Genomic DNA, 22,603 nt, shown 5'->3' on the forward strand with positions numbered 1-22,603 from the left:
CTATTTGACCTCGACCGGAGTGCCTTGCAACCGCTGCAGGGCTTCGTTCACCGCTTGCGGCATGAGTTGGCGCAAGCAGTTGTAATGGCCGAAACGGCAGGTGCGGTCGAAGCATGGGCTGCACTCGATGCCCAGACGAACGACTTCGACGTGCTCGGCCAACGGTGGCGTGAAACCTGGCGACGTCGAGCCGTAGACTGCCACCAATGGGCGATTCAGCGCGGAGGCAACGTGCATCAGGCCGGAGTCGTTGGACACCACCGCATCGGCGCAGGACATCAGGTCGATGGCTTCGGCCAGCGAGGTGCCGCCGCTGAGGTTGACCGATTCTTCACGCAGGCCGGGAATCAGCCGCGCGCGGATGTCTTCGCCCACGGCGTGGTCGTTTTTCGAACCGAACAGCCAGACTTGCCAGCCTTCGCGGATCTTCGCTTCGGCAACCTTGGCGTAATGCTCGGACGGCCAACGTTTGGACTCACCAAACTCGGCGCCGGGGCACAGGGCCAACACCGGGCGGTCGAGGGTCAGGCCGAACTTGGCAAGCGCCGCTTCGCGGGTAACCGGGTCGATCTGCAGGCTCGGACGTGGATACGGCTTTGGCAACTCAACGCCCGGCTCGTAAGCCAGGGCCATGAAGCGCTCGATCATCAGCGGATAACGATCCTTGTCCAGCGTGCGTACGTCATTGAGCAGGCCATAGCGAAACTCGCCACGCCAGCCGGTGCGCTTCGGGATGCCGGCAAAGAACGGCACCAGCGCCGACTTCAGGGAATTGGGCAACAGGATCGCCTGGTCGTACTGGCCAGCCAGGGATTTGCCGATGCGCCGACGCGTTGCCAGTTCCAGAACACCGTGACCGAGCGGAAAGCTCAAGGCCTGGCGAACTTCGGGCATGCGTTCAAGAATCGGCCGGCTCCACTCGGGGGCCAGCACGTCGATTTCGCATTGCGGGTGGCGTTGTTTCAGACACTGGAAAAGTGTCTGCGCCATCACCATGTCACCGACCCAACTGGGCCCAACGATCAGAATTTTCATGTGGTTTCCATAAACGAACCGGGGAGGCCTACGCCTCCCCGCCTCGAAAATTCTACAGAACAACGCAAATCTACTGTAGGAGCGAGCTTGCTCGCGATGAACCTGAGAACTCCGCGGGGTGTCAGGCTTGCCGCGTTATCGTTAACGACCATCGCGAGCAAGCTCGCTCCTACAGGGAATATTGGCGTATCAAATATCCCGTTTCAGCTTAGCCCCAGCTCACGCCAGATCCGCATGACCTGCCGCCGTTCGTCCGCGAACTGATCGCCCGGAATCACCCCGGGGTCCTTCTGCAAGGCCTGCCGGTGGGCGGCGGAACGGTACGCTTTATACGCTTCACGCAACAGGCTGGCATCTTCGACGGGCATCAACCCTTCATGCTCCAACTCTTCCAGAATGCGGATGTTGTCCGTCCAGCGTAGCAATGGCGGGTGTGTTTCGGACCACGCCAGGGCCGCGTATTGCACCATAAATTCAATATCGACGATACCTCCGGCGTCCTGCTTGATATCGAACGGCGCCGTGGCTTCGAAGGCATTTGCCCCGGTGCCGGCCGCGGTGCTCTTGCTGCCGAGGTTATCGCGCATCTTGGCACGCATCTCGCTGACTTCCTGGCGCAGGGTCGGCAGATCACGTGTTTTGCCCAATATCGTGGCACGGACTTTCTCGAAGGCCTGGCCGACATCCTGACTGCCCACCAACACCCGCGCGCGCACCAATGCCTGATGCTCCCAGGTCCAGGCCTCGTTTTCCTGATAGCGGGCAAACGCACCCAGGGAACTCACCAGCAAGCCCGACACGCCGGACGGTCGCAGACGCATGTCCACTTCATACAACTGCCCGGAGTTGGTCTGCGCCGTCAGCAAGTGAATGATCCGCTGCCCCAATCGGGTGAAAAATTGCGCGCCATCGATGGGTTTGGCTCCATCGGTTTCAGCCTGTGGATCGCCATCGTGGATGAACACCAGGTCCAGGTCCGAACCATGCCCGAGTTCCAGGCCGCCGACTTTCCCATAACCGACAATGATGAAGCCGGGATCGCACAAGGTGCCATCGGTGCGCAGCGGCGTGCCGTACTTGGCCACGGTTTGCCGCCAGGCCAGTGCCAGCACCTGCTCCAGGATCGCCTCGGCGAGCCAGGTCAGGTAATCGCTGACTTTCATCAGCGGCAGGCTGCCGGCGATTTCCGAGGCGGCCACTCGCAAGCGGTGCGCCAGCTTGAAATGGCGCAGAGCTTCCATTTGCTGTTCGAGGTCGTCCTCGGGAATCCGTGTCAGGCGCTCGCGTAACTCTGCCGCCAGTTCTGGCGCCAGTGGCGGCTTGAACAGCCGGCCTTCGTTGAGCAATTCGTCGAGCAGCAGCGGGAAGCGGGTGATTTGCTCGGCGATCCACGGGCTCGCCGCACACAGCGTCAGCAAACGCCGCAACGCACTGGGGTTCTCGGTCAACAGCACCAGGTACGCGGAACGACGGGCCACGGCTTCGACCAGCGGCAGCACCCGTTCCAGTACCAGGTCCGGGTTGTCATGTTCCACGGCCTGCGCGAGCAGCCGCGGAATAAAAGCATCGAGACGCTCGCGCCCCAGACGCTGCATCGCCCTCAATTGCGGGCTGCTGCGCAAGCCGGCCAGGGCTTTCAAGGCTTTTGGGGCATCCTTGAAACCACCCTCTTCCAGTTGGCGGCAAGCGGCCTCATCGTCCTGAGCCTCCTCCCACAGCGGCAACCACTCACCGCCGACCACCACTTCGCTTTCGGCGCCCTGTTCTTCATCGGGATCGGCGATCACCTGCCCGAAGTGCCAAGCCACACGGCCGCGCCAATACATCAGTTGTTCGTGGAACGCCGTCCAGTTCGCGAAGCCCAGCATAAAGGCAATGCGCGCCTGATCCTGCTCGCCATCGGGCAACATTTGCGTCTGGCGATCGGCAATCGCCTGAATCGCGTGTTCGGTGTAACGCAGGAATTCGTAACCTTCACGCAGCTCGCTGATCACGTTCGGCGGCAGGTACCCCTGACCTTCCAGCGTGCTCAATACCTTTAATAGTGGGCGCTGCTGCAAGCTCAGATCGCGGCCGCCGTGGATCAACTGGAACGCCTGGGCAATAAACTCGACTTCGCGAATACCGCCGGAACCGAGCTTGATGTTGTCGGCCATGCCCTTGCGCCGCACTTCCTGCTGGATCAGCTGCTTCATGGTGCGCAGCGCTTCGATGGCGGAAAAGTCGAGGTAACGCCGGTAAACGAATGGCCGCAGCATCTCTTGCAGTTGCGCGCCGGCTACTTGATCCCCGGCCACCACCCGCGACTTGATCATCGCGTAGCGTTCCCAGTCGCGCCCCTGGTCCTGGTAATACTGCTCCAGCGCGTTGAAGCTCAGCACCAGCGCGCCCGCCGAACCGTAGGGACGCAAACGCATGTCGACGCGAAATACAAAGCCGTCGACGGTCATCGGGTCCAGGGCCTTGATCAGCCGCTGGCCCAGACGGATGAAGAACTCCTGGTTATCCAGCGGGCGTTTGACGCCAACTGTTTCGCCACCCTCGGGATAGGCAAATATCAGGTCGATGTCCGATGACAGGTTCAGCTCCACGGCACCGAGCTTGCCCATGCCGAGAATGACCATCTGCTGCGGTTCGCCGCTGCGCCGCCCGGTCGGCACGCCGAACTGCTGGCAATGCCGCACGTACAACCATTGATAGGCCTGATCGATGCTGGCATCGGCCATGTCCGAAAGGTCGCGGCAGGTCTGGATCAAATCGGCCTGGCGGGTCAGGTCGCGCCAGATGATCCGCACCTGATGGCGTGCACGCTGGCGGCGCAAGGCGCGGCCAAGCTGATCATCGGTCTCGGCCACGTTCGCGGCGGCCGCGATCTGCCCGCACAACTCACCGGGAGCGAAGCCGCGGTCCAGTTCGCCGGACTGCACCAGCCCCAGCAACATCAAAGGGTCACGAACACACTGTTCAATCACGAAATCGCTGGCGGCGGTGACGCGGGAAAATTGCGCCCAGCGTTCCGGCGTCCAGGCGGACAGCCCGTGGTCATCGTCCAGAGCGGCGACGGCAGCCCGGAACGACTGCTCGGCACGGGTGACAAACGGCAGGAGAATGGCGGGCAGTTCGGCAAGCGAAGGGAGGCTCATGGTCTATCCTTGATCGGCGTGCAACGGGCTGCATGTAGTGGTTTTCGAAAACCCACTACCTGAGGGAGTGTCGAACAAAAGTTAGAAATAGCTGAAATTTCTTTTATTTTGGCAGCCAGCATCAAGCTTTTACCTTTTGTAGTTGGAAAAAGACCAACCTTAACGATTATTCTCACAACGCAGCCGGGGGCCACAAGCCGCTCTTCTGTAGTTTTACTACTCGTATATACATTAGACGGGCTGAAATGCCGGATGATTTGTAGTAAAACTACACGCCGCCGGAACAACCTGTCGGCAATCCAAGAATTCATAACGTCTGCCCACAAGGCCAGTCGCTAACTCAGGCAACCGATTCTGGTAGCCTTTCCGCCCTGGAGCAAGCCATGCAAGACCTCGATCCCGTCGAAACCCAGGAATGGCTGGACGCCCTGGAATCGGTTCTCGACAAAGAAGGCGAAGACCGTGCTCACTATTTGATGACCCGTATGGGTGAACTGGCGACCCGCAGCGGTTCGCAGTTGCCTTACGCCATCACCACGCCTTACCGCAACACCATCCCGGTAACCCACGAAGCACGCATGCCTGGCGACCTGTTCATGGAACGCCGCATTCGCTCGCTGGTACGCTGGAACGCGATGGCCATGGTAATGCGTACGAACCTGAAGGATTCTGACCTCGGCGGTCACATCTCCAGCTTCGCCTCCAGTGCGACCCTGTATGACATCGGCTTCAACTACTTCTTCCAGGCCCCGACCGAAGAACACGGCGGCGACCTGATCTACTTCCAGGGCCACACCTCGCCAGGCGTTTACGCCCGCGCATTCATGGAAGGCCGCATCACCGAAGACCAGATGAACAACTTCCGCCAGGAAGTCGACGGTCAGGGCCTGTCGTCCTACCCGCACCCTTGGCTGATGCCTGACTTCTGGCAGTTCCCGACCGTATCCATGGGTCTGGGCCCGATCCAGGCGATCTACCAGGCACGCTTCATGAAGTACCTGGAGCACCGCGGCTTCATCCAGCCAGGCAAACAGAAAGTCTGGTGCTTCCTGGGCGACGGCGAGTGCGACGAGCCGGAATCCCTGGGCGCTATCTCCCTGGCCGGCCGCGAGAAGCTGGACAACCTGATCTTCGTCATCAACTGCAACCTGCAGCGCCTCGACGGCCCGGTTCGCGGCAACGGCAAGATCATTCAGGAACTCGAAGGCGTGTTCCGCGGTGCTCAGTGGAACGTGACCAAAGTCATCTGGGGCCGTTTCTGGGACCCACTGCTGGCCAAGGACGTCGACGGCATCCTGCAACGCCGCATGGACGAAGTCATCGACGGCGAGTACCAGAACTACAAAGCCAAAGACGGCGCGTTCGTACGTGAACACTTCTTCAACACGCCAGAACTCAAGGCGATGGTCGAAGATCTGTCCGACGACGAGATCTGGAAACTCAACCGTGGCGGCCACGACCCGTACAAGGTCTACGCGGCGTACCACGAAGCGGTCAACCACAAAGAACAACCGACCGTCATCCTGGCCAAGACCATCAAGGGTTATGGCACCGGTGCCGGCGAAGCGAAGAACACTGCGCACAACACCAAGAAAGTCGACGTCGACAGCCTGAAGTTGTTCCGCGACCGCTTCGACATCCCGGTCAAGGACGATGAACTGGAAAACCTGCCATTCTTCAAACCGGAAGAAGGCAGCGCCGAAGCCCGTTACCTGAGCGAACGCCGTACCGCACTGGGCGGCTTCGTACCTCAGCGTCGCGCCAAGAGCTTCAACATCCCGACCCCGCCACTGGAAACCCTCAAGGCGATCCTGGACGGCTCGGGCGACCGCGAAATCTCCACCACCATGGCCTTCGTGCGGATCCTCGCGCAACTGGTCAAGGACAAGGAAATCGGTCCACGCATCGTACCGATCATCCCGGACGAAGCCCGTACCTTCGGTATGGAAGGCATGTTCCGTCAGCTGGGCATCTACTCCTCCGTCGGCCAGCTCTACGAGCCAGTCGATAAAGACCAGGTGATGTTCTACAAGGAAGACCAGAAGGGCCAGATCCTCGAAGAAGGCATCAACGAAGCGGGCGCCATGAGCTCCTTCATCGCTGCCGGTACTTCGTACTCCAGCCACAACCAGCCGATGCTGCCGTTCTACATCTTCTACTCGATGTTCGGCTTCCAGCGTATCGGCGACCTGGCCTGGGCCGCTGGCGACAGCCGCACCCGTGGCTTCCTGATTGGCGGCACCGCCGGCCGTACCACCCTGAACGGTGAAGGCCTGCAACACGAAGACGGTCACAGCCACCTGCTGGCCGCGACCATCCCGAACTGCCGCACCTACGATCCAACCTACGGCTACGAGCTGGCGGTGATCATTCAGGACGGCATGAAGAAGATGACCGAAGAGCAACAGGACGTCTTCTACTACATCACCGTGATGAACGAGTCGTACCAGCAGCCAGCCATGCCGGCCGGTGCCGAAGAAGGCATCAAGAAAGGCATGTACCTGCTCGAAGAAGACAACCGCGAAGCGGCGCACCACGTTCAGCTGATGGGCTCCGGCACCATCCTGCGTGAAGTCCGTGAAGCAGCGAAGATCCTGCGTGAACAGTTCAACGTCGGCGCCGACGTGTGGAGCGTTACCAGCTTCAACGAACTGCGTCGCGACGGCCTGGCCGTTGAGCGCACCAACCGTCTGCACCCTGGCCAGAAGCCTAAGCTGAGCTATGTGGAAGAGTGCCTGAACGGCCGTCAAGGTCCGGTCATTGCCTCTACCGACTACATGAAACTGTTCGCCGAGCAGATCCGTCAGTGGGTACCGTCCAAGGAATTCAAAGTCCTGGGCACCGACGGTTTCGGCCGCAGCGACAGCCGCAAGAAACTGCGTCATTTCTTCGAAGTCGACCGTCATTTCGTGGTGTTGGCAGCCCTGGAAGCACTGGCTGACCGTGGCGATATCGAACCTAAAGTGGTGGCTGAAGCCATCGCCAAGTTCGGGATCGACCCGGAAAAACGCAACCCACTGGACTGCTGAGGAGAGATTCTGTGAGCGAACTCATTCGCGTACCTGACATCGGCAGCGGTGAAGGTGAAGTAATTGAACTGTTTGTGAAGGTCGGCGACCGTATCGAAGCCGACCAGAGCATCCTGACACTTGAGTCGGACAAGGCGAGCATGGAAGTGCCCGCGCCGAAGGCCGGTATCATCAAGAGCCTGAAAGTGAAGCTGGGCGATCGCCTGAAAGAAGGCGACGAACTGCTGGAGCTGGAAGTCGAAGGTGCCGCTACTGCGGCTCCTGCGGCTGCCGCACCGGCGGCCAAGGCTGAAGCCAAACCGGCTGCTGCACCTGCCGCCGCTCCTGCTCCTGCTCCTGCTGCGCCGGCTGCTGCCAGCGTTCAGCAAGTGCACGTGCCGGACATCGGTTCGTCGGGCAAGGCCCAGATCATCGAGATCCAGGTCAAGGTCGGCGACACCGTCGCGGCTGATCAGTCGCTGATCACCCTGGAGTCCGACAAGGCGAGCATGGAAATCCCGTCGCCTGCCGCTGGCGTGGTCAAGGCCATCAGCGTCAAGCTCAACGACGAAGTCGGCACCGGCGACCTGATCCTGGATCTGGAAGTGGCGGGTGCTGCTGCACCGGCTGCTGCTCCGGCCCAGGCTGCCGCTCCGGCACCCGCCGCTGCACCTGCTGCTGCCGCAGCCCCGGCCGCTCCAGTGGCCGACAGCGTTCAGGACATCCATGTTCCGGACATCGGTTCGGCGGGCAAGGCCAAGATCATCGAAGTCCTGGTCAAGGCCGGCGACACCGTTGTGGCCGACCAGTCGCTGATCACCCTGGAATCCGACAAGGCGAGCATGGAAATCCCGTCGCCAGCCGCTGGCGTGGTGGAAAGCGTTTCCATCAAGCTCGATGACGAAGTCGGTACCGGTGACCTGATCCTCAAGCTGAAAGTCAAAGGCGCCGCTCCTGCTGCACCTGTTGCTGCGACCGCACCTGCCGCTGCTGCTCCGAGCGCTCCGGCTCCAGCCGCTGCTGCTCCGGCTGCCGCTGCTCCTGCTGCTGCCCCGGTTGCTGCTCCAGCCAAGCCAGGCGCCAAAGTTCACGCCGGCCCTGCCGTGCGTCAACTGGCCCGCGAATTCGGCGTCGAGCTGAGCGCCGTTGGCGCCAGCGGCCCGCACGGTCGCATCCTGAAGGAAGACGTGCAGGTTTACGTCAAAGCCATGATGCAGAAGGCCAAGGAAGCACCGGCCGCTGCTGCTGGCGCTACCGGTGGCGCGGGCATCCCGCCGATTCCGGTCGTGGACTTCAGCCGCTTCGGTGAAATCGAAGAAGTGCCGATGACCCGCCTGATGCAGGTCGGCGCCGCCAACCTGCATCGCAGCTGGCTGAACGTACCGCACGTGACGCAATTCGACTCGGCGGATATCACCGAGCTCGAAGCGTTCCGTGTTGCCCAGAAAGCCGTTGCAGAGAAGGCCGGCGTCAAGCTGACCATCCTGCCGTTGCTGCTCAAGACCTGCGCGCACCTGCTCAAGGAACTGCCGGACTTCAACAGCTCGCTGGCGCCAAGCGGCAAAGCGATCATCCGCAAGAAATACGTGAACATCGGCTTCGCCGTCGACACCCCGGATGGCCTGCTGGTACCGGTCATCAAGAACGTCGACCAGAAGAGCCTGCTGCAATTGGCCGCCGAGGCTGCTTCCCTGGCTGAAAAAGCCCGGACCAAGAAGCTCTCGTCGGACGAGATGCAAGGCGCCTGCTTCACCATTTCCAGCCTCGGCCACATTGGCGGCACCGGCTTCACGCCGATCGTCAACGCGCCGGAAGTGGCGATCCTCGGTGTTTCCAAGGCAACCATCCAGCCAGTCTGGGACGGCAAAGCCTTCCAGCCGAAACTGATGCTGCCGCTGTCGCTGTCCTACGATCACCGTGTGATCAACGGCGCCGCTGCTGCACGCTTCACCAAGCGTCTGAGCGATCTGCTGGGCGACATCCGCACCATGCTCCTGTAACACCGACCGGCCCTCCTTCTCCGGAGGGCCTGTTGCGTTCCACGTTTCCGAGCGCCACGCTCGTACCTCAACCCCGCCAATTTGGCGGGGCTTTTTTTTGCCTGAAGTTATTACTTAAAACGTCTTCCTACATTTGTGGCTGATACCGCCCACAACTCGAGTCCATTTCTGCCAGATATTTTTTCGGGCCAAATAACTAGTCTTGGCTGGAAGACTACTTATTACATCCGAAACAACCATCTGACTAATTCATTAGCAGCCGAATGGACTCAAACATGTTCAAACCCACTGTCGGCCCGATTATTGGCCACACCACAACTAATCACGCCCGTATTTTTTTACGCGGCGAACACAACAAAAACACTTTGGTATTTGCTGGCATTCGTTATAGACGACAAGGTGAAGATCACTGGTCAAAAGGTAACTTTGCGAAACTCGAACCCGAGCACGACATGTGCGAAGTTATCGTGCTGAACAACCTGTCCGCCGACTCCGACTATGAATATCAGGCCGGGTGGTTCAGCCTGACCAGCCCTGCGCACACCGTCGACACGGTGAAGGAACTGCCGCTGCAATGGTCACGGCAGGTTTATCACTTGCGTACCCGTTCCAGCCAGGCCAGCCTGCCAAGGGCCTACATTGTCGGCTCTTGCCGATACCTGCGCATGACCGCAGGCATAGCATCCGCCCCTCATCTGGGTGACAGAGTCTTTGCTTCGATTTCACGTTTGGTGGAGCAAGCCAGTCCTCCCGTCAGCGCGCTGGTGATGACGGGAGACCAAATATATGTCGATGACTTGAACATTATTGCCCCTGATCGGGAACTCAAGGAGATCCTCCATAAATATCGCGTGGCGTTTTCGCAGATAAATATCGCCAGGTTAATGTCCAACCTGCCCACTTACATGATCCTTGACGACCATGAAATAGAGGACAACTGGCCCGCCAACAAGAGCAAGTCCGATGAGTACTTATATGCAAACGCAATCAGGGCCTATGAGTTGTATCAGGCCAGCCATAGTCCGGCCCACGCACTAACTGATGATGGACTGACAAATAAACGACTGGACAAATACTGGTATCAATTTACTGAAGGTGATATCGAATGGTTTGTTACCGACAGTCGGACCCGACGCAATCTGTCGGCCACTGACCGACGCATTCTCGACGCAGCCCAGGAACAAGCCTTGTGCGACTGGCTGATCCACAGCCCGGCACGGGTCAAATTCGTGGTCACCAGTGTCATGTTCTACCCTGACCGCAAACGCACGGATGATGACGCCTGGCAGGCCTTTCCAGAACAACGGCTACGGTTGCTGGAGACCATTCGCACACACCGCATCAAGAATGTCTTCTTCATTTCCGGCGATGTCCACGGCTCGCTGACCAGTCGACTGAGCCACAGTGAGGATCCAGACTTCGAGGTCCACACCATCGTCTCGTCACCGCTGTGCAACAGCAAAATGCTGCCCTATGCCACGACGGCCACATTCGTCCTCGATCACCCCCTGGTCCGCACCGTCGCAGGCAACTATCGACATGAACTGACCAGCAAGGTGATCAGCCAGGATAATTTTGCACACCTGGTCGTCGATGCCGGGCAGCTTCAGGTGAATTTCCACGACCGGGAGGGCAAGCATTTGCAGTCCATTGGCATCCCGATTCGCTGACCCGGAAACAGATCGCAGTCACTGGCAATACTTGCAAAACTGCGATTTTTCAGCGGCTGGCAATACTTTTTGCCACCGACTGAAGAAAACTTGTCGTCTGCCGACATATTCTTATAGCACTTGGCCTTCATCTCTCTTGTCAGTCGGTGTCGCAATGATGCAACCTTGCCGCAGGCAACAGTAAAGAGGGCGAGAGCCCAGCGCGTTCAGCATATTCGAAGCGAGTTTCCCTCCATGAAAAGCCAGCCCGATGCCGCCAGCCGTATGGTGGCCGAGGTAGTGACGCAGTTGCCTGTGCCCTCGCGGCTCGGCATGCTGCGTTTCGAACGGCTTAATGAACCCAGCTGGGCGCTGCTGTTTCTCGATCCCAATTGTGAACGCCAGTTCGGCCTGCCAGCCGTGGAACTGTGTGCGCTGGTGGGCTCGCCCTACGCCAGCCTGATGGAGCCGCTAGCGCGCTATCAACTGCACGACGCAGTCCAGCAACAGCTGACTGAAAGCCCGCACTATCTGATCCGCTATACCCTGCACACCGCCGCTGGCTCCCTGACTCTGCTGGAACTGGGCGAAGCCTACAAACAACACAATCGACACCTGTTGCGCGGCTACCTACTGGTCATCGACGGCCTGTTCGAGGATGACCCGCTGCAACCGGCCATGGACCTTGAAACCCAGAACTCGCGCCTGCAAATCGCCCTGGAACTCAATCAGCGTGCCCAGCAGGAGCAACTGCTGCATCTGGAGCGGGTGCGAGCCCAGCAGGATCTGATCCTGCTGCTCACCCGTCAACGCTACAGCAGCAACAACTCCTTGCGCGAAGCCGCCGAGCTGATCACCCGCAGCGCCTGCGACATCTACGAAATCGACAGTGCCAGCCTGTGGCACCTCGAAGGCTCGATGCTGGTGCCGATCTCGGCCTATCACCGCACGAATCAGGAATACCTGCTGCCGCAACCGATCGACGTCAGTCTTTTCCCCGATTACCTCGACGCCCTGCACACCGGCCGTGCCATCGACGCCCATAACGCCATGCGCGACCCACGCACCCGGGAGATGGCCGAAAGCCTGCGCCCGCGGGACGTCAACGCAATGCTCGACGCCAGTATCCGCGTCGATGGCCAGGTGGTCGGCGTTTTGTGCCTGGAGCAAACCGGGGCAACCCGCGCCTGGCAGTCGGATGAAATCGCGTTCGCCGGAGAACTGGCGGACCAGTTTGCCCAGGTCATCAGCAACCACAACCGGCGAACCGCCACCAGCGCCCTGCACCTGTTCCAGCGTGCGGTCGAACAAAGTGCCAACGCCTTTTTGCTGGTCAACTGCGATGGTGTGGTGGAATACGTCAACCCGAGCTTCACCGCGATCACCCAATATTCCACCGAAGAAGTGCACGGTCAGCGGCTGTCAGAACTACCGGCCCTGGAGAACCTCAGCGAACTGCTGTTCGATGCACCTTCGGCGCTGGCCAAGAGCAACAGTTGGCAAGGTGAATTCAAGAGCCGCCGGAAAAACCTCGAACCCTACTGGGGCCAATTGTCGATCTCCAAGGTTTACGGCGACAACCGCGAGCTGACCCACTACATCGGCATCTACGAAGACATCACCCAGACCAAGCTCGCCCAACAACGTATCGAGCGCCTGGCCTACACCGACAACCTGACCAACCTCGGCAACCGCCCGGCGTTCATCCGCAACCTCGATGAACGCTTCGCCCGGGACAGCGACGCGCCGATCAGCCTGTTGCTGGTGGACATCGACAACTTCAAGCGGATCAACGACAGCCTCGGCCACCAGACCGGCGACAAACTGCTGATCAGCCTGGCCCGGCGCCTGCGCAACAGCCTGATCCCGAGCGGCAGCCTGGCACGCTTCGCCAGTAACGAATTCGCCGTATTGCTGGACAACAGCGACCTCACGACGGGCCAGCAAGTGGCCAACCAGTTGCTGGCGACCCTCGACAAACCGATGTTCGTCGACAACCAGTTGATCAGTGTCACCGGCTCCGTGGGCCTGGCCTGCGCGCCACTGCACGGGCGCGACCCGCAAACCCTGATGCGCAATGCCGGGCTGGCGCTGCACAAGGCCAAGGCCAACGGCAAACATCAGGTGCAGGTGTTCACCGAAGCGCTGAACGCCGAGGCCAGCTACAAGCTGTTCGTCGAAAACAACCTGCGCCGCGCCCTAACCCAGAACGAACTCGACGTGTTCTACCAGCCCAAGCTGTGCCTGCGCAGCGGTCGCCTGCTGGGGATGGAAGCCCTGCTGCGCTGGGACCATCCGGAAAAGGGCATGATCCGCCCGGATCAGTTCATCAGCGTCGCCGAGGAAACCGGGCTGATCATTCCGATCGGCAAGTGGATCGCCCGCCAGGCCTGCCGCATGAGCAAAGCGCTGACCGCCGCCGGCCTGGGCAACCTGCAAGTGGCGATCAACCTGTCGCCCAAGCAGTTTTCCGACCCGGACCTGGTGGCCTCCATTGCCAACATCCTCAAGGAAGAAGCCCTGCCGGCTCATTTGCTGGAGCTGGAGCTGACCGAAGGCCTGCTGCTGGAGGCTACCGAAGACACCCACTTGCAGCTCGACCAGCTCAAGCGCCTGGGCCTGACCCTGGCCATGGACGACTTCGGCACCGGTTACTCGTCACTCAGTTACTTGAAAAAATTCCCCATCGACATCATCAAGATCGATCGAAGCTTTATCCACGAAATCCCGGACAACCAGGACGACATGGAAATCACCTCCGCAGTGATCGCCATGGCCCACAACCTGAAACTCAAGGTCGTGGCTGAAGGCATCGAAACCGCCGAGCAGTTGTCGTTCCTGCGTCGTCATCGCTGCGACGTCGGCCAGGGCTACCTGTTCGACCGTCCGATCCCGGGCAATGAGCTGATCGACAAGCTCAAACGCTACCCGCGTGGCCCAATCGCCTGACAGACACAGAACCTGTGGCAGACATAAACTCTGTGGCAGGCAAAAAACCTGTGGGAGCGAGCTTGCTCGCGATAGCGGTGGACCAGTCAGCCCCCCATGACACCGACACACCGCTATCGCGAGCAGGCTCCCCCCTACAGGGGTAGTGCGTATCGGGCAGGTATTGGGCACACTGACAGTCTGTTTATTTACAACCCAACCTGACTGAGAGGACTGATCATGGTTCTGCGCTCGGAAATTCTGGTGAACAAAAACGTGCTCCCTACTAAAGAACAAGCTCTGCCTGGCCGCGAAACCGCGATGACCCTGCCTGAAAAGCACTTTGTGTTTAAAGACACCCCCTTGCTCGGCCCGTTCTTCGAAGATGTCGACTTCGCGATCTTCGGCCTCGGCTGCTTCTGGGGCGCGGAACGCCGCTTCTGGCAGCGTGAAGGCGTGGTCAGCACCGTGGTCGGCTACGCCGGCGGTTTCACACCGAACCCGACCTACGAAGAAGTCTGCTCGGGCCTGACCGGTCACGCCGAAGTGGTGCTGGTGGTGTATGACAAGGCCAAGGTCAGCTACGAAGGACTGCTGGCGATGTTCTGGGAACTGCACAACCCGACGCAGGGCATGCGCCAGGGCAATGACATCGGCACCCAATACCGTTCGGTGATCTACGCCACTAGCCCGGAACAACTGGACGCGGCGCTCAAGAGCAAGGAAACCTACCAGGCCGAGCTGTCCAAGGCCGGTCTCGGTGAAATCAGCACCGAAATCGACCAGGCCCCGACCGTCTACTTTGCCGAAACGTATCACCAGCAATACCTGGCGAAAAATCCGGAAGGCTACTGCGGAATTGGCGGCACAGGCGTGACCTGCCCGATCTGACAATTGACTGTAGAAGCGAGCCCGCTCGCGAAAAACCAAAGGACGCCGCTGGGCATCCGGTTTTACGCGTTAACGTTCACGACCTTCGCGAGCAAGCTCGCTCCTACAGATCAACTCTCGGCAATCAACCAATCCATCCGCCACCCACCCTGGGTCTGCCCAAGCTTCTCGGACAACCAAGGCAGCAGCTCACGCAATTCTTCCTCCAGCCCCCACGGCGGATTGGCGATCGCCAGCCCGGACCCGTTCAGGCTGTTGGGCGTATCCAGCGGATGTACCAGCAACTCCACCCGCAACAACTTCGGCGCACCGGTACCGGCCAGGTCCTGATAGAAGCGGCGCAACGCGCGCTGATCCTTCACCGGGTACCAGATTGCCGCCACTGTCTGACGCATCCGGCCAATCGCTTCCTTCAACGACGCGGCACAGCGCTGCATCTCGTCGAGCTTCTCGAACGGCGGATCGATCAACATCACCGCACGCTTCTCCGGCACCGGCAGCAAGGCCCGCGACACATGCCAGCCCTCACCCAAGTGAACCTTGACCCGACGATCACCGGCCATGTTGTCCTTGAGCAGCACACCATCTTCCGGGTGCTTCTCATTGAGCAACACGCGATCCTGCGGACGGGTCAGGCGCCGCGCCAACTCCGGCGACCCCGGGTAATAGCGCAACTGGCCATCCGGGTTCATCTCGTGCAGCACCTGCATGTAATCAGCGGTCAGGATCGGCAGATCCGGCTGATCCCACAAACGCGCAATGCCTTCCAGGTACTCACCGGTACGATTGGCCTGATCACCCTGAAGGTCATACAGACCGATGCCGGCGTGGGTATCGAGATAGGCAAACGGCTGCTCCTTGCGCGACATCAGAGCGATGAGGCGGGTCAAGGTCAGGTGTTTGAACACATCGGCGTGATTGCCGGCATGGAAGGCGTGACGATAATTCATGGCTGCTCCTGCGAAGGCCGGGAAGTTTACCTTTTACCGGCCGGCAAGTCAGGGGTTGGCGGCTGAGCGGCCGGTGAGGCATTACACAGCCCTGTGGCGAGGGGGCTTGCCCCCGTTCGACTGCAAAGCAGTCGCCAACCCCAAGTACTGCGGTGTGCCTGATAACACCGGGTCGCTGAACTCAGGGTTGCTGCGCAACCCAACGGGGGCAAGCCCCCTCACCACAAAAGCCGCCCGGCGCTACGCCGAAGGCCGCGCCCGCAACCGCCGCCCAACCACATCCAGCACATCACAGCCATCGCGCAACGAAATGGCGCAGAGCAAGGCGAAATCGCTGAGGATGAAGGACTCACACTCGATTGAGCCGCGCATGGACAGGTTCTCAAGCACTTGGGTTACTGCGCGGAGTCTGTAGTTGGCGGTGTCGGTGAGGATGTCGAGTGGCGCGTGGGTGTCGACGAACAGGGTGGGCGTATCGGTGCAGTTGCTGGTCAATGCCATGAAGCGGTTGTCGGGATGGGGGATTGGCTTTACGTAGGGTGGGTCGGGGTGAATCGTTTTCATTTTTTAAACCTCTGGTAGAAGTGAGGGCTACCATCGGCCTTCCTACAGGCTTGGGTGGCAGCCATACGCGGGGTAGGAATATCGAGACCAGAGAACTCGACCACGCCGAAGCGTGCCCGCGCACAGCCGCCGAAACAGATCTTACGGGCGCAAGTTAGTGGCCGCAAATAAGGTGTCGATGCCAAGCGTGTCTCATGGTCTTAACGGGTTCCTACACCCCACCACTGAATTGTCAGTGACCGCCAAAGACTATCGATGGATCTCCGGTCGCACCAGTTCATGAAAACCGCTACTTTTTGAAGGAAACGTCCGAGGACCCTGCCCGGAAAATTCGCACCACGGATATCGGAGAAGCAAAAAAAACGGCCCGCACTGTTAAAGCTGCGAGCCGTTCTTTTATCAGGGACGGGAAGAGTTCAACCCATCACTCATCACTTGTTCAAACGATAGTCCGCCTCAGCAGCAGCAAAACGCTGGAACATGCCGGCAGTCGGCGTACCCATTTTGCTGACGAAGTAGATCGCCAGGCTGGCGAAGATGAAACCAGGGATGATTTCGTACAGGCCCAGCAGTTCGAAGTGTTTCCAGACGATCACGGTGATCGCGCCGACCAGGATACCGGCCAGTGCGCCGTTGCGGGTCATGTCTTTCCAGATCACGGAGATCAGCACGACCGGACCGAATGCGGCACCGAAACCGGCCCAGGCGTAGCTCACCAGACCCAGTACACGGTTTTCCGGGTTGGACGCCAGGGCGATCGCCACCAGGGCAACCAACAACACCATGGCACGGCCGACCCACACCAGTTCCAGCTGCGAAGCGGATTTACGCAGGAAGGTCTTGTAGAAGTCTTCGGTCAGGGCGCTCGAGCACACCAGCAACTGGCAGCTCAGGGTGCTCATGACGGCAGCCAGAATGGCCGACAGCAGGATACCCGCGATCCATGGGTTGAACAGGATCTTGGCCAGTTCGATGAACACACGCTCGTGGTTCTCGGTGACTGCGCCAGCCACGTCCGGGTGCGCCGAGAAGTAGGCGATACCGAAGAAGCCGACTGCCACGGTGCCGCCCAGGCACAGGATCATCCAGGTCATGGAAATGCGGCGGGCGTTGGCGATCGATTTAACCGAATCGGCAGCCATGAAACGCGCCAGGATATGCGGCTGGCCGAAGTAGCCCAGACCCCAGCCCATCAGCGAGATGATGCCGATGAAAGTGGTGCCCTTGAGCATGTCGAAGTTGCTTGGATCTTGCGCTTCGATGGCAAGGAAAGTGGTGTCGACGCCGCCGGTGGCCAGCAACACGATAACCGGCGTCAGGATCAACGCGAAGATCATCAGGGTGGCTTGTACGGTATCGGTCCAGCTCACGGCCAGGAAACCACCGATAAAGGTGTAGGCAATCGTCGCCGCAGCACCGGCCCACAGCGCAGTCTCGTAGGACATGCCGAAGGTGCTTTCGAACAGACGGGCGCCGGCTACGATGCCGGAAGCACAGTAGATGGTGAAGAACACCAGGATCACGACCGCGGAGATGATCCGCAGCAGGCCGCTTTTGTCTTCGAAACGGCTGGCGAAGTAGTCCGGCAGGGTCAGTGCATCACCGTTGTGCTCGGTCTGCACACGCAGACGGCCGGCGACGAACAGCCAGTTCAGGTAGGCGCCGACGATCAGGCCGATGGCGATCCAGCTTTCGGACAGACCGGACATGTAGATCGCGCCGGGCAAGCCCATCAACAACCAGCCGCTCATGTCGGAGGCACCGGCGGACAGTGCGGTCACGACGCTGCCCAGGCTACGACCGCCCAGAATGTAGTCGGAAAGGTTGTTGGTGGAGCGATAGGCCATCAAGCCGATCAGCACCATTGCTGCGATGTAGATCACGAACGTGATCAGGGTTGGATTGCTTACGCTCATTAAGTTACGCCCTGGCTTTGTTTTTATGTAGCTGCGGCTGGTGAACCGCTCGCAAACGCATACGTTTGACAGACGATCCGGATTCCCGCGCATTTATGACTGATGTTTCCCCAGGAAAGCCATCAGCCGGAGCACCCGGGTTTCGACCGGGTTGCACCTTGGGCGCGAATGCTATTCAACAAAGCAAATAAGGTGCAACCAGTTTCTTGAGAATAAGTTGCACCCAGTCGGAAATAAATTTCAAACCCGGTTTTTTGCTCCTTTTCGGAGCAAGAACTCGGGCCAACCACCCTAAAAAGCACCAAGCAAAGGCAGCACCGCCGTACCAGAATTTATTTCCTGACGAGCTGCGTAATATTCCGACAAAAAAAGGGTTGCACCCGGTTGCACCTCAACAGTCGCACGGCTAATCTTGCCGCCAGCTGATGCCACGCAGTCGTGGCAAACATGAGGATAAAAACATGGCTACCACCACCCTTGGGGTCAAACTTGACGACCCGACCCGCGAACGCCTCAAGGCCGCCGCGACCTCGATTGATCGCACGCCGCACTGGCTGATCAAGCAGGCAATCTTCAATTACCTGGAAAAACTCGAGGGTGGTGCAACCCTGTCCGAGCTGAACGGTTCGACCAAGGATTCCGACGACTCCGTCGACGCGCCTCTGGATCACGCCCACCAGTGCTTCCTTGAATTCGCCGAAAGCATCCTGCCGCAATCGGTACTGCGCGCGTCGATCACCGCCGCCTACCGTCGCCCCGAGCCGGAAGTCGTGCCGATGCTGATCGAGCAGGCTCGCCTGCCGGCACCGATGGCCGAAGCCACCAACAAACTCGCCGCCTCGATTGCTGAAAAACTGCGCAACCAGAAGAGCGCTGGCGGCCGTGCCGGCATCGTCCAGGGCCTGTTGCAGGAGTTCTCCCTGTCGTCCCAGGAAGGTGTGGCGCTGATGTGCCTGGCCGAAGCGCTGCTGCGCATCCCGGACAAAGGCACCCGCGACGCCCTGATCCGCGACAAGATCAGCACCGGCAACTGGCAGCCGCACCTGGGCAACAGCCCGTCGCTGTTCGTCAACGCCGCCACCTGGGGTTTGCTGCTGACCGGCAAACTGGTGTCGACCCACAACGAAGCCGGCCTGACTTCGTCCCTGAGCCGCATCATCGGCAAGAGCGGCGAGCCGATGATCCGCAAGGGCGTCGACATGGCCATGCGCCTGATGGGCGAGCAGTTCGTGACCGGCGAAACCATCGCCGAAGCCCTGGCCAACGCCAGCAAGTTCGAAACCAAAGGTTTCCGCTATTCCTACGACATGCTGGGTGAAGCCGCACTCACCGAGCATGACGCGCAGAAGTACCTGGCCTCGTACGAACAAGCCATCCACTCGATCGGCAAAGCCTCCCACGGTCGCGGGATTTATGAAGGCCCGGGCATCTCGATCAAGCTGTCCGCCCTGCACCCGCGTTACAGCCGCGCCCAGTACGAGCGCGTGATGGACGAGCTGTACCCGCGCCTGCTGTCGCTGACCCTGCTGGCCAAGCAATATGACATCGGCCTGAACATCGACGCCGAAGAGGCCGATCGCCTGGAGCTGTCACTGGATCTGCTCGAGCGCCTGTGCTTCGAGCCGCAACTGACTGGCTGGAACGGCATCGGTTTCGTGATCCAGGCTTACCAGAAGCGTTGCCCCTACGTGATCGACTACGTGATCGACCTGGCTCGCCGCAGCCGTCATCGCCTGATGATCCGCCTGGTAAAAGGCGCGTACTGGGACAGCGAAATCAAGCGCGCCCAGGTCGAAGGCCTGGAAGGCTACCCGGTCTACACCCGCAAGGTGTACACCGACGTGTCCTACATCGCTTGCGCCCGCAAGCTGCTGTCGGTGCCGGAAGTCATCTACCCGCAGTTCGCCACGCACAACGCCCACACCCTGTCGGCCATTTATCACATCGCCGGTCAGAACTATTACCCGGGCCAGTACGAGTTCCAGTGCCTGCACGGCATGGGTGAGCCGCTGTACGAACAGGTTGTAGGCAAAGTTTCCGAAGGCAAGCTGAACCGTCCGTGCCGCGTGTACGCTCCAGTCGGAACCCACGAAACCCTGCTGGCCTACCTGGTGCGTCGCCTGCTGGAAAACGGCGCGAACACTTCGTTCGTCAACCGTATTGCCGACCAGTCGATTTCGATCCAGGAACTGGTGGCCGATCCGGTAGCCAGCATCGAGCAAATGGCGACCGTGGAAGGTGGTTTCGGCCTGCCGCACCCGCGCATTCCGCTGCCGCGTGACCTGTATGGCTCCGAGCGCGCCAACTCCAGCGGCATCGACATGGCCAACGAACATCGTTTGGCATCCCTGTCCTGCGCGCTTCTCGCTACCGCACACAACCACTGGAAAGCGGCACCTATGCTCGGTTGCGCTTCCAGCAGCGAAGCCCCGGCACCGGTCTTGAACCCGTCCGATCTGCGTGACGTGGTCGGTCATGTGCAGGAAGCGACCGTCGAAGACGTCGACAACGCGATCCAGTGCGCCCTCAACGCTGCACCGATCTGGCAGGCCACGCCGCCCGCCGAGCGCGCCGCGATCCTGGAACGTGCCGCCGATCTGATGGAAGCCGAGATCCAGCCGCTGATGGGCCTGCTGGCCCGCGAAGCCGGCAAGACTTTCGCCAACGCCATCGCCGAAGTGCGTGAAGCCGTGGATTTCCTGCGTTATTACGCGGTGCAGGCACGCAACGATTTCACCAACGACGCTCACCGTCCGTTGGGCCCAGTCGTATGCATCAGCCCGTGGAACTTCCCGCTGGCGATCTTCAGTGGCCAGGTGGCTGCTGCATTGGCCGCTGGTAACCCGGTATTGGCCAAGCCTGCGGAACAAACGCCGCTGGTCGCCGCTCAGGCCGTGCGCCTGATGCTCGAAGCCGGCATCCCGGAAGGTGTGCTGCAACTGCTGCCGGGTCGCGGTGAAACCGTCGGTGCCGGCCTGGTCGGCGACGATCGCGTCAAAGGCGTGATGTTCACCGGTTCCACCGAAGTCGCGCGCTTGCTGCAACGCAACATCGCCGGCCGCCTGGACAGCCAGGGTCGTCCGATTCCGCTGATCGCCGAAACCGGTGGCCAGAACGCGATGATCGTCGACTCCTCGGCACTGACCGAACAGGTGGTGATCGACGTGGTGTCCTCGGCCTTCGACAGCGCCGGTCAGCGTTGCTCGGCTCTGCGTGTACTGTGCTTGCAGGAAGATTCCGCCGACCGCGTCATCGAAATGCTCAAAGGTGCCATGGCTGAAAGCCGTCTCGGCAACCCTGAGCGTCTGTCCGTGGACATCGGCCCGGTGATCGACGCCGAAGCCAAGGCTGGCATCGAGAAGCACATCCAGGCCATGCGCGACAAAGGTCGCAGCGTGTACCAGGTGGCCATCGCCGACGCCGAAGAAGTCAAACGCGGCACCTTCGTGATGCCGACACTGATCGAACTGGAAAGCTTCGACGAACTGCAGCGGGAGATCTTCGGCCCGGTACTGCACGTGGTTCGCTACAAGCGCAAGGACATCGATCAACTGATCGGTCAGATCAACGCTTCCGGCTACGGCCTGACCCTGGGCGTGCACACCCGCATCGACGAGACCATTGCCAAGGTGATCGACAACGTCAACGCCGGTAACGTCTACGTCAACCGCAACATTGTTGGCGCAGTAGTAGGCGTGCAGCCATTCGGCGGCGAAGGCCTGTCGGGTACCGGCCCGAAAGCCGGCGGCCCGCTGTACCTGTACCGCCTGCTGTCGACCCGCCCTGCGGATGCGATCGAACAATCCTTCGCTCGTGGCGATGCTGCCGCGGCACCGGACGTTCGTCTGCGCGATGCCATGAGCAAGCCGCTGACCGCCTTGAAAGCCTGGGCCGACAACCACAAGTTCGCCGACCTGAGCACCCTGTGCGTGCAGTTCGCCGCGCAATCGCAAAGCGGTATCACTCGCCTCCTGGCCGGCCCGACCGGCGAACGCAACAGCTATGCGATCCTGCCACGGGAACACGTGCTGTGCCTGGCGGAAGTCGAAGGCGACCTGCTGACGCAACTGGCGGCGGTATTGGCTGTCGGCGGTTCGGCGGTATGGCCGGAAGCTGACATGACCAAAGCCTTGTTCGCACGCCTGCCGAAGGACATTCAGGCGCGCATCAAGCTGGTTTCCGACTGGAACAAGGACGAAGTGGTGTTTGATGCGGTTCTGCATCACGGCCATTCCGACCAGTTGCGTGCGGTGTGCCAGCAGGTTGCCAAGCGTGCCGGCGCCATCGTTGGGGTTCAGGGCCTGTCGCAGGGCGAAACCAACATTGCGCTGGAGCGCCTGGTGATTGAGCGTGCATTGAGCGTCAACACCGCTGCGGCGGGTGGTAATGCCAGTTTGATGACCATCGGCTAAAACCGATAAGCCGGGCTGCCGCATTGGCCGCCCGGTATGCAATCCCCCTGTGGGAGCGAGCTTGCTCGCGATAGCGATCCATCAGTCACCTTCCATATTGACTGATC

The 22,603-nt window shown here is 60.3% G+C and carries 11 protein-coding genes; 6 read left to right on the top strand and 5 right to left on the bottom strand.

Annotated features, from left to right (window positions below; genetic code table 11):
• Together waaF and glnE are read right to left on the bottom strand one after the other, a co-directional pair.
• Positions 1-1,035: a lipopolysaccharide heptosyltransferase II gene (gene waaF, locus AC1RDQ_RS11250; RefSeq protein WP_492587264.1), complete on the bottom strand. Its 1,035-nt coding sequence runs from the start codon at positions 1,033-1,035 to the stop codon at positions 1-3.
• Positions 1,036-1,238: 203 nt separating this feature from the next.
• Positions 1,239-4,178, bottom strand: a complete 2,940-nt coding sequence (gene glnE / locus AC1RDQ_RS11255) for a bifunctional [glutamate--ammonia ligase]-adenylyl-L-tyrosine phosphorylase/[glutamate--ammonia-ligase] adenylyltransferase (protein ID WP_492587266.1) — start codon at positions 4,176-4,178, stop codon at positions 1,239-1,241.
• 383 nt (positions 4,179-4,561) lie between these two features.
• Between glnE and aceE the strand changes: the two genes are divergently transcribed.
• From aceE to msrA, 5 genes are all read left to right on the top strand, one after another.
• Positions 4,562-7,207 carry a pyruvate dehydrogenase (acetyl-transferring), homodimeric type gene (gene aceE, locus AC1RDQ_RS11260; RefSeq protein WP_057712293.1) on the top strand — a complete coding sequence of 882 codons (2,646 nt, stop codon included), beginning with the start codon at positions 4,562-4,564 and terminating at the stop codon, positions 7,205-7,207.
• 11 nt (positions 7,208-7,218) lie between these two features.
• Positions 7,219-9,186: a dihydrolipoyllysine-residue acetyltransferase gene (gene aceF, locus AC1RDQ_RS11265; protein WP_492587268.1), complete on the top strand. Its 1,968-nt coding sequence runs from the start codon at positions 7,219-7,221 to the stop codon at positions 9,184-9,186.
• A 275-nt stretch (positions 9,187-9,461) separates the two neighbouring features.
• Positions 9,462-10,856 carry an alkaline phosphatase D family protein gene (locus AC1RDQ_RS11270; RefSeq protein WP_492587270.1) on the top strand — a complete coding sequence of 465 codons (1,395 nt, stop codon included), beginning with the start codon at positions 9,462-9,464 and terminating at the stop codon, positions 10,854-10,856.
• A gap of 234 nt (positions 10,857-11,090) precedes the next feature.
• Complete coding sequence (locus tag AC1RDQ_RS11275) at positions 11,091-13,784, top strand: putative bifunctional diguanylate cyclase/phosphodiesterase (RefSeq protein WP_090452761.1); 2,694 nt, start codon at positions 11,091-11,093, stop codon at positions 13,782-13,784.
• A gap of 219 nt (positions 13,785-14,003) precedes the next feature.
• On the top strand, positions 14,004-14,654 hold the full coding sequence (gene msrA, locus AC1RDQ_RS11280) for a peptide-methionine (S)-S-oxide reductase MsrA (RefSeq protein WP_090452759.1): 651 nt from the start codon (positions 14,004-14,006) through the stop codon (positions 14,652-14,654).
• 110 nt (positions 14,655-14,764) lie between these two features.
• Here msrA and AC1RDQ_RS11285 read toward each other — a convergent pair whose 3' ends face one another.
• From AC1RDQ_RS11285 to putP, 3 genes are all read right to left on the bottom strand, one after another.
• Positions 14,765-15,604 (bottom strand): 23S rRNA (adenine(2030)-N(6))-methyltransferase RlmJ, encoded by an 840-nt coding sequence (locus tag AC1RDQ_RS11285; protein WP_057712298.1) that lies wholly within the window; start codon positions 15,602-15,604, stop codon positions 14,765-14,767.
• 240 nt (positions 15,605-15,844) lie between these two features.
• Complete coding sequence (locus AC1RDQ_RS11290; protein ID WP_492587272.1) at positions 15,845-16,168, bottom strand: hypothetical protein; 324 nt, start codon at positions 16,166-16,168, stop codon at positions 15,845-15,847.
• A 431-nt stretch (positions 16,169-16,599) separates the two neighbouring features.
• Positions 16,600-18,084: a sodium/proline symporter PutP gene (gene putP, locus AC1RDQ_RS11295; RefSeq protein ID WP_057712300.1), complete on the bottom strand. Its 1,485-nt coding sequence runs from the start codon at positions 18,082-18,084 to the stop codon at positions 16,600-16,602.
• Between the two features lie 461 nt (positions 18,085-18,545).
• Between putP and putA the strand changes: the two genes are divergently transcribed.
• A complete protein-coding gene (putA, locus tag AC1RDQ_RS11300) occupies positions 18,546-22,496 on the top strand; it encodes a trifunctional transcriptional regulator/proline dehydrogenase/L-glutamate gamma-semialdehyde dehydrogenase (protein WP_429521858.1) in 3,951 nt (1,316 codons plus the stop codon).
• Positions 22,497-22,603: the final 107 nt, after the last annotated feature.

Source organism: Pseudomonas sp. GW823-FHT02E01 (assembly GCF_058797535.1).

Bases quoted from the DNA above. Each gene is read 5' to 3' on its own strand.
- msrA (WP_090452759.1), top strand. From the start codon at position 14,004: ATGGTTCTGCGCTCGGAAATTCTGGTGAACAAAAACGTGCTCCCTACT.
- AC1RDQ_RS11270 (WP_492587270.1), top strand. From the start codon at position 9,462: ATGTTCAAACCCACTGTCGGCCCGATTATTGGCCACACCACAACTAAT.
- AC1RDQ_RS11285 (WP_057712298.1), bottom strand. From the start codon at position 15,604: ATGAATTATCGTCACGCCTTCCATGCCGGCAATCACGCCGATGTGTTC.
- waaF (WP_492587264.1), bottom strand. From the start codon at position 1,035: ATGAAAATTCTGATCGTTGGGCCCAGTTGGGTCGGTGACATGGTGATG.
- AC1RDQ_RS11275 (WP_090452761.1), top strand. From the start codon at position 11,091: ATGAAAAGCCAGCCCGATGCCGCCAGCCGTATGGTGGCCGAGGTAGTG.
- putP (WP_057712300.1), bottom strand. From the start codon at position 18,084: ATGAGCGTAAGCAATCCAACCCTGATCACGTTCGTGATCTACATCGCA.
- aceE (WP_057712293.1), top strand. From the start codon at position 4,562: ATGCAAGACCTCGATCCCGTCGAAACCCAGGAATGGCTGGACGCCCTG.
- glnE (WP_492587266.1), bottom strand. From the start codon at position 4,178: ATGAGCCTCCCTTCGCTTGCCGAACTGCCCGCCATTCTCCTGCCGTTT.
- AC1RDQ_RS11290 (WP_492587272.1), bottom strand. From the start codon at position 16,168: ATGAAAACGATTCACCCCGACCCACCCTACGTAAAGCCAATCCCCCAT.
- putA (WP_429521858.1), top strand. From the start codon at position 18,546: ATGGCTACCACCACCCTTGGGGTCAAACTTGACGACCCGACCCGCGAA.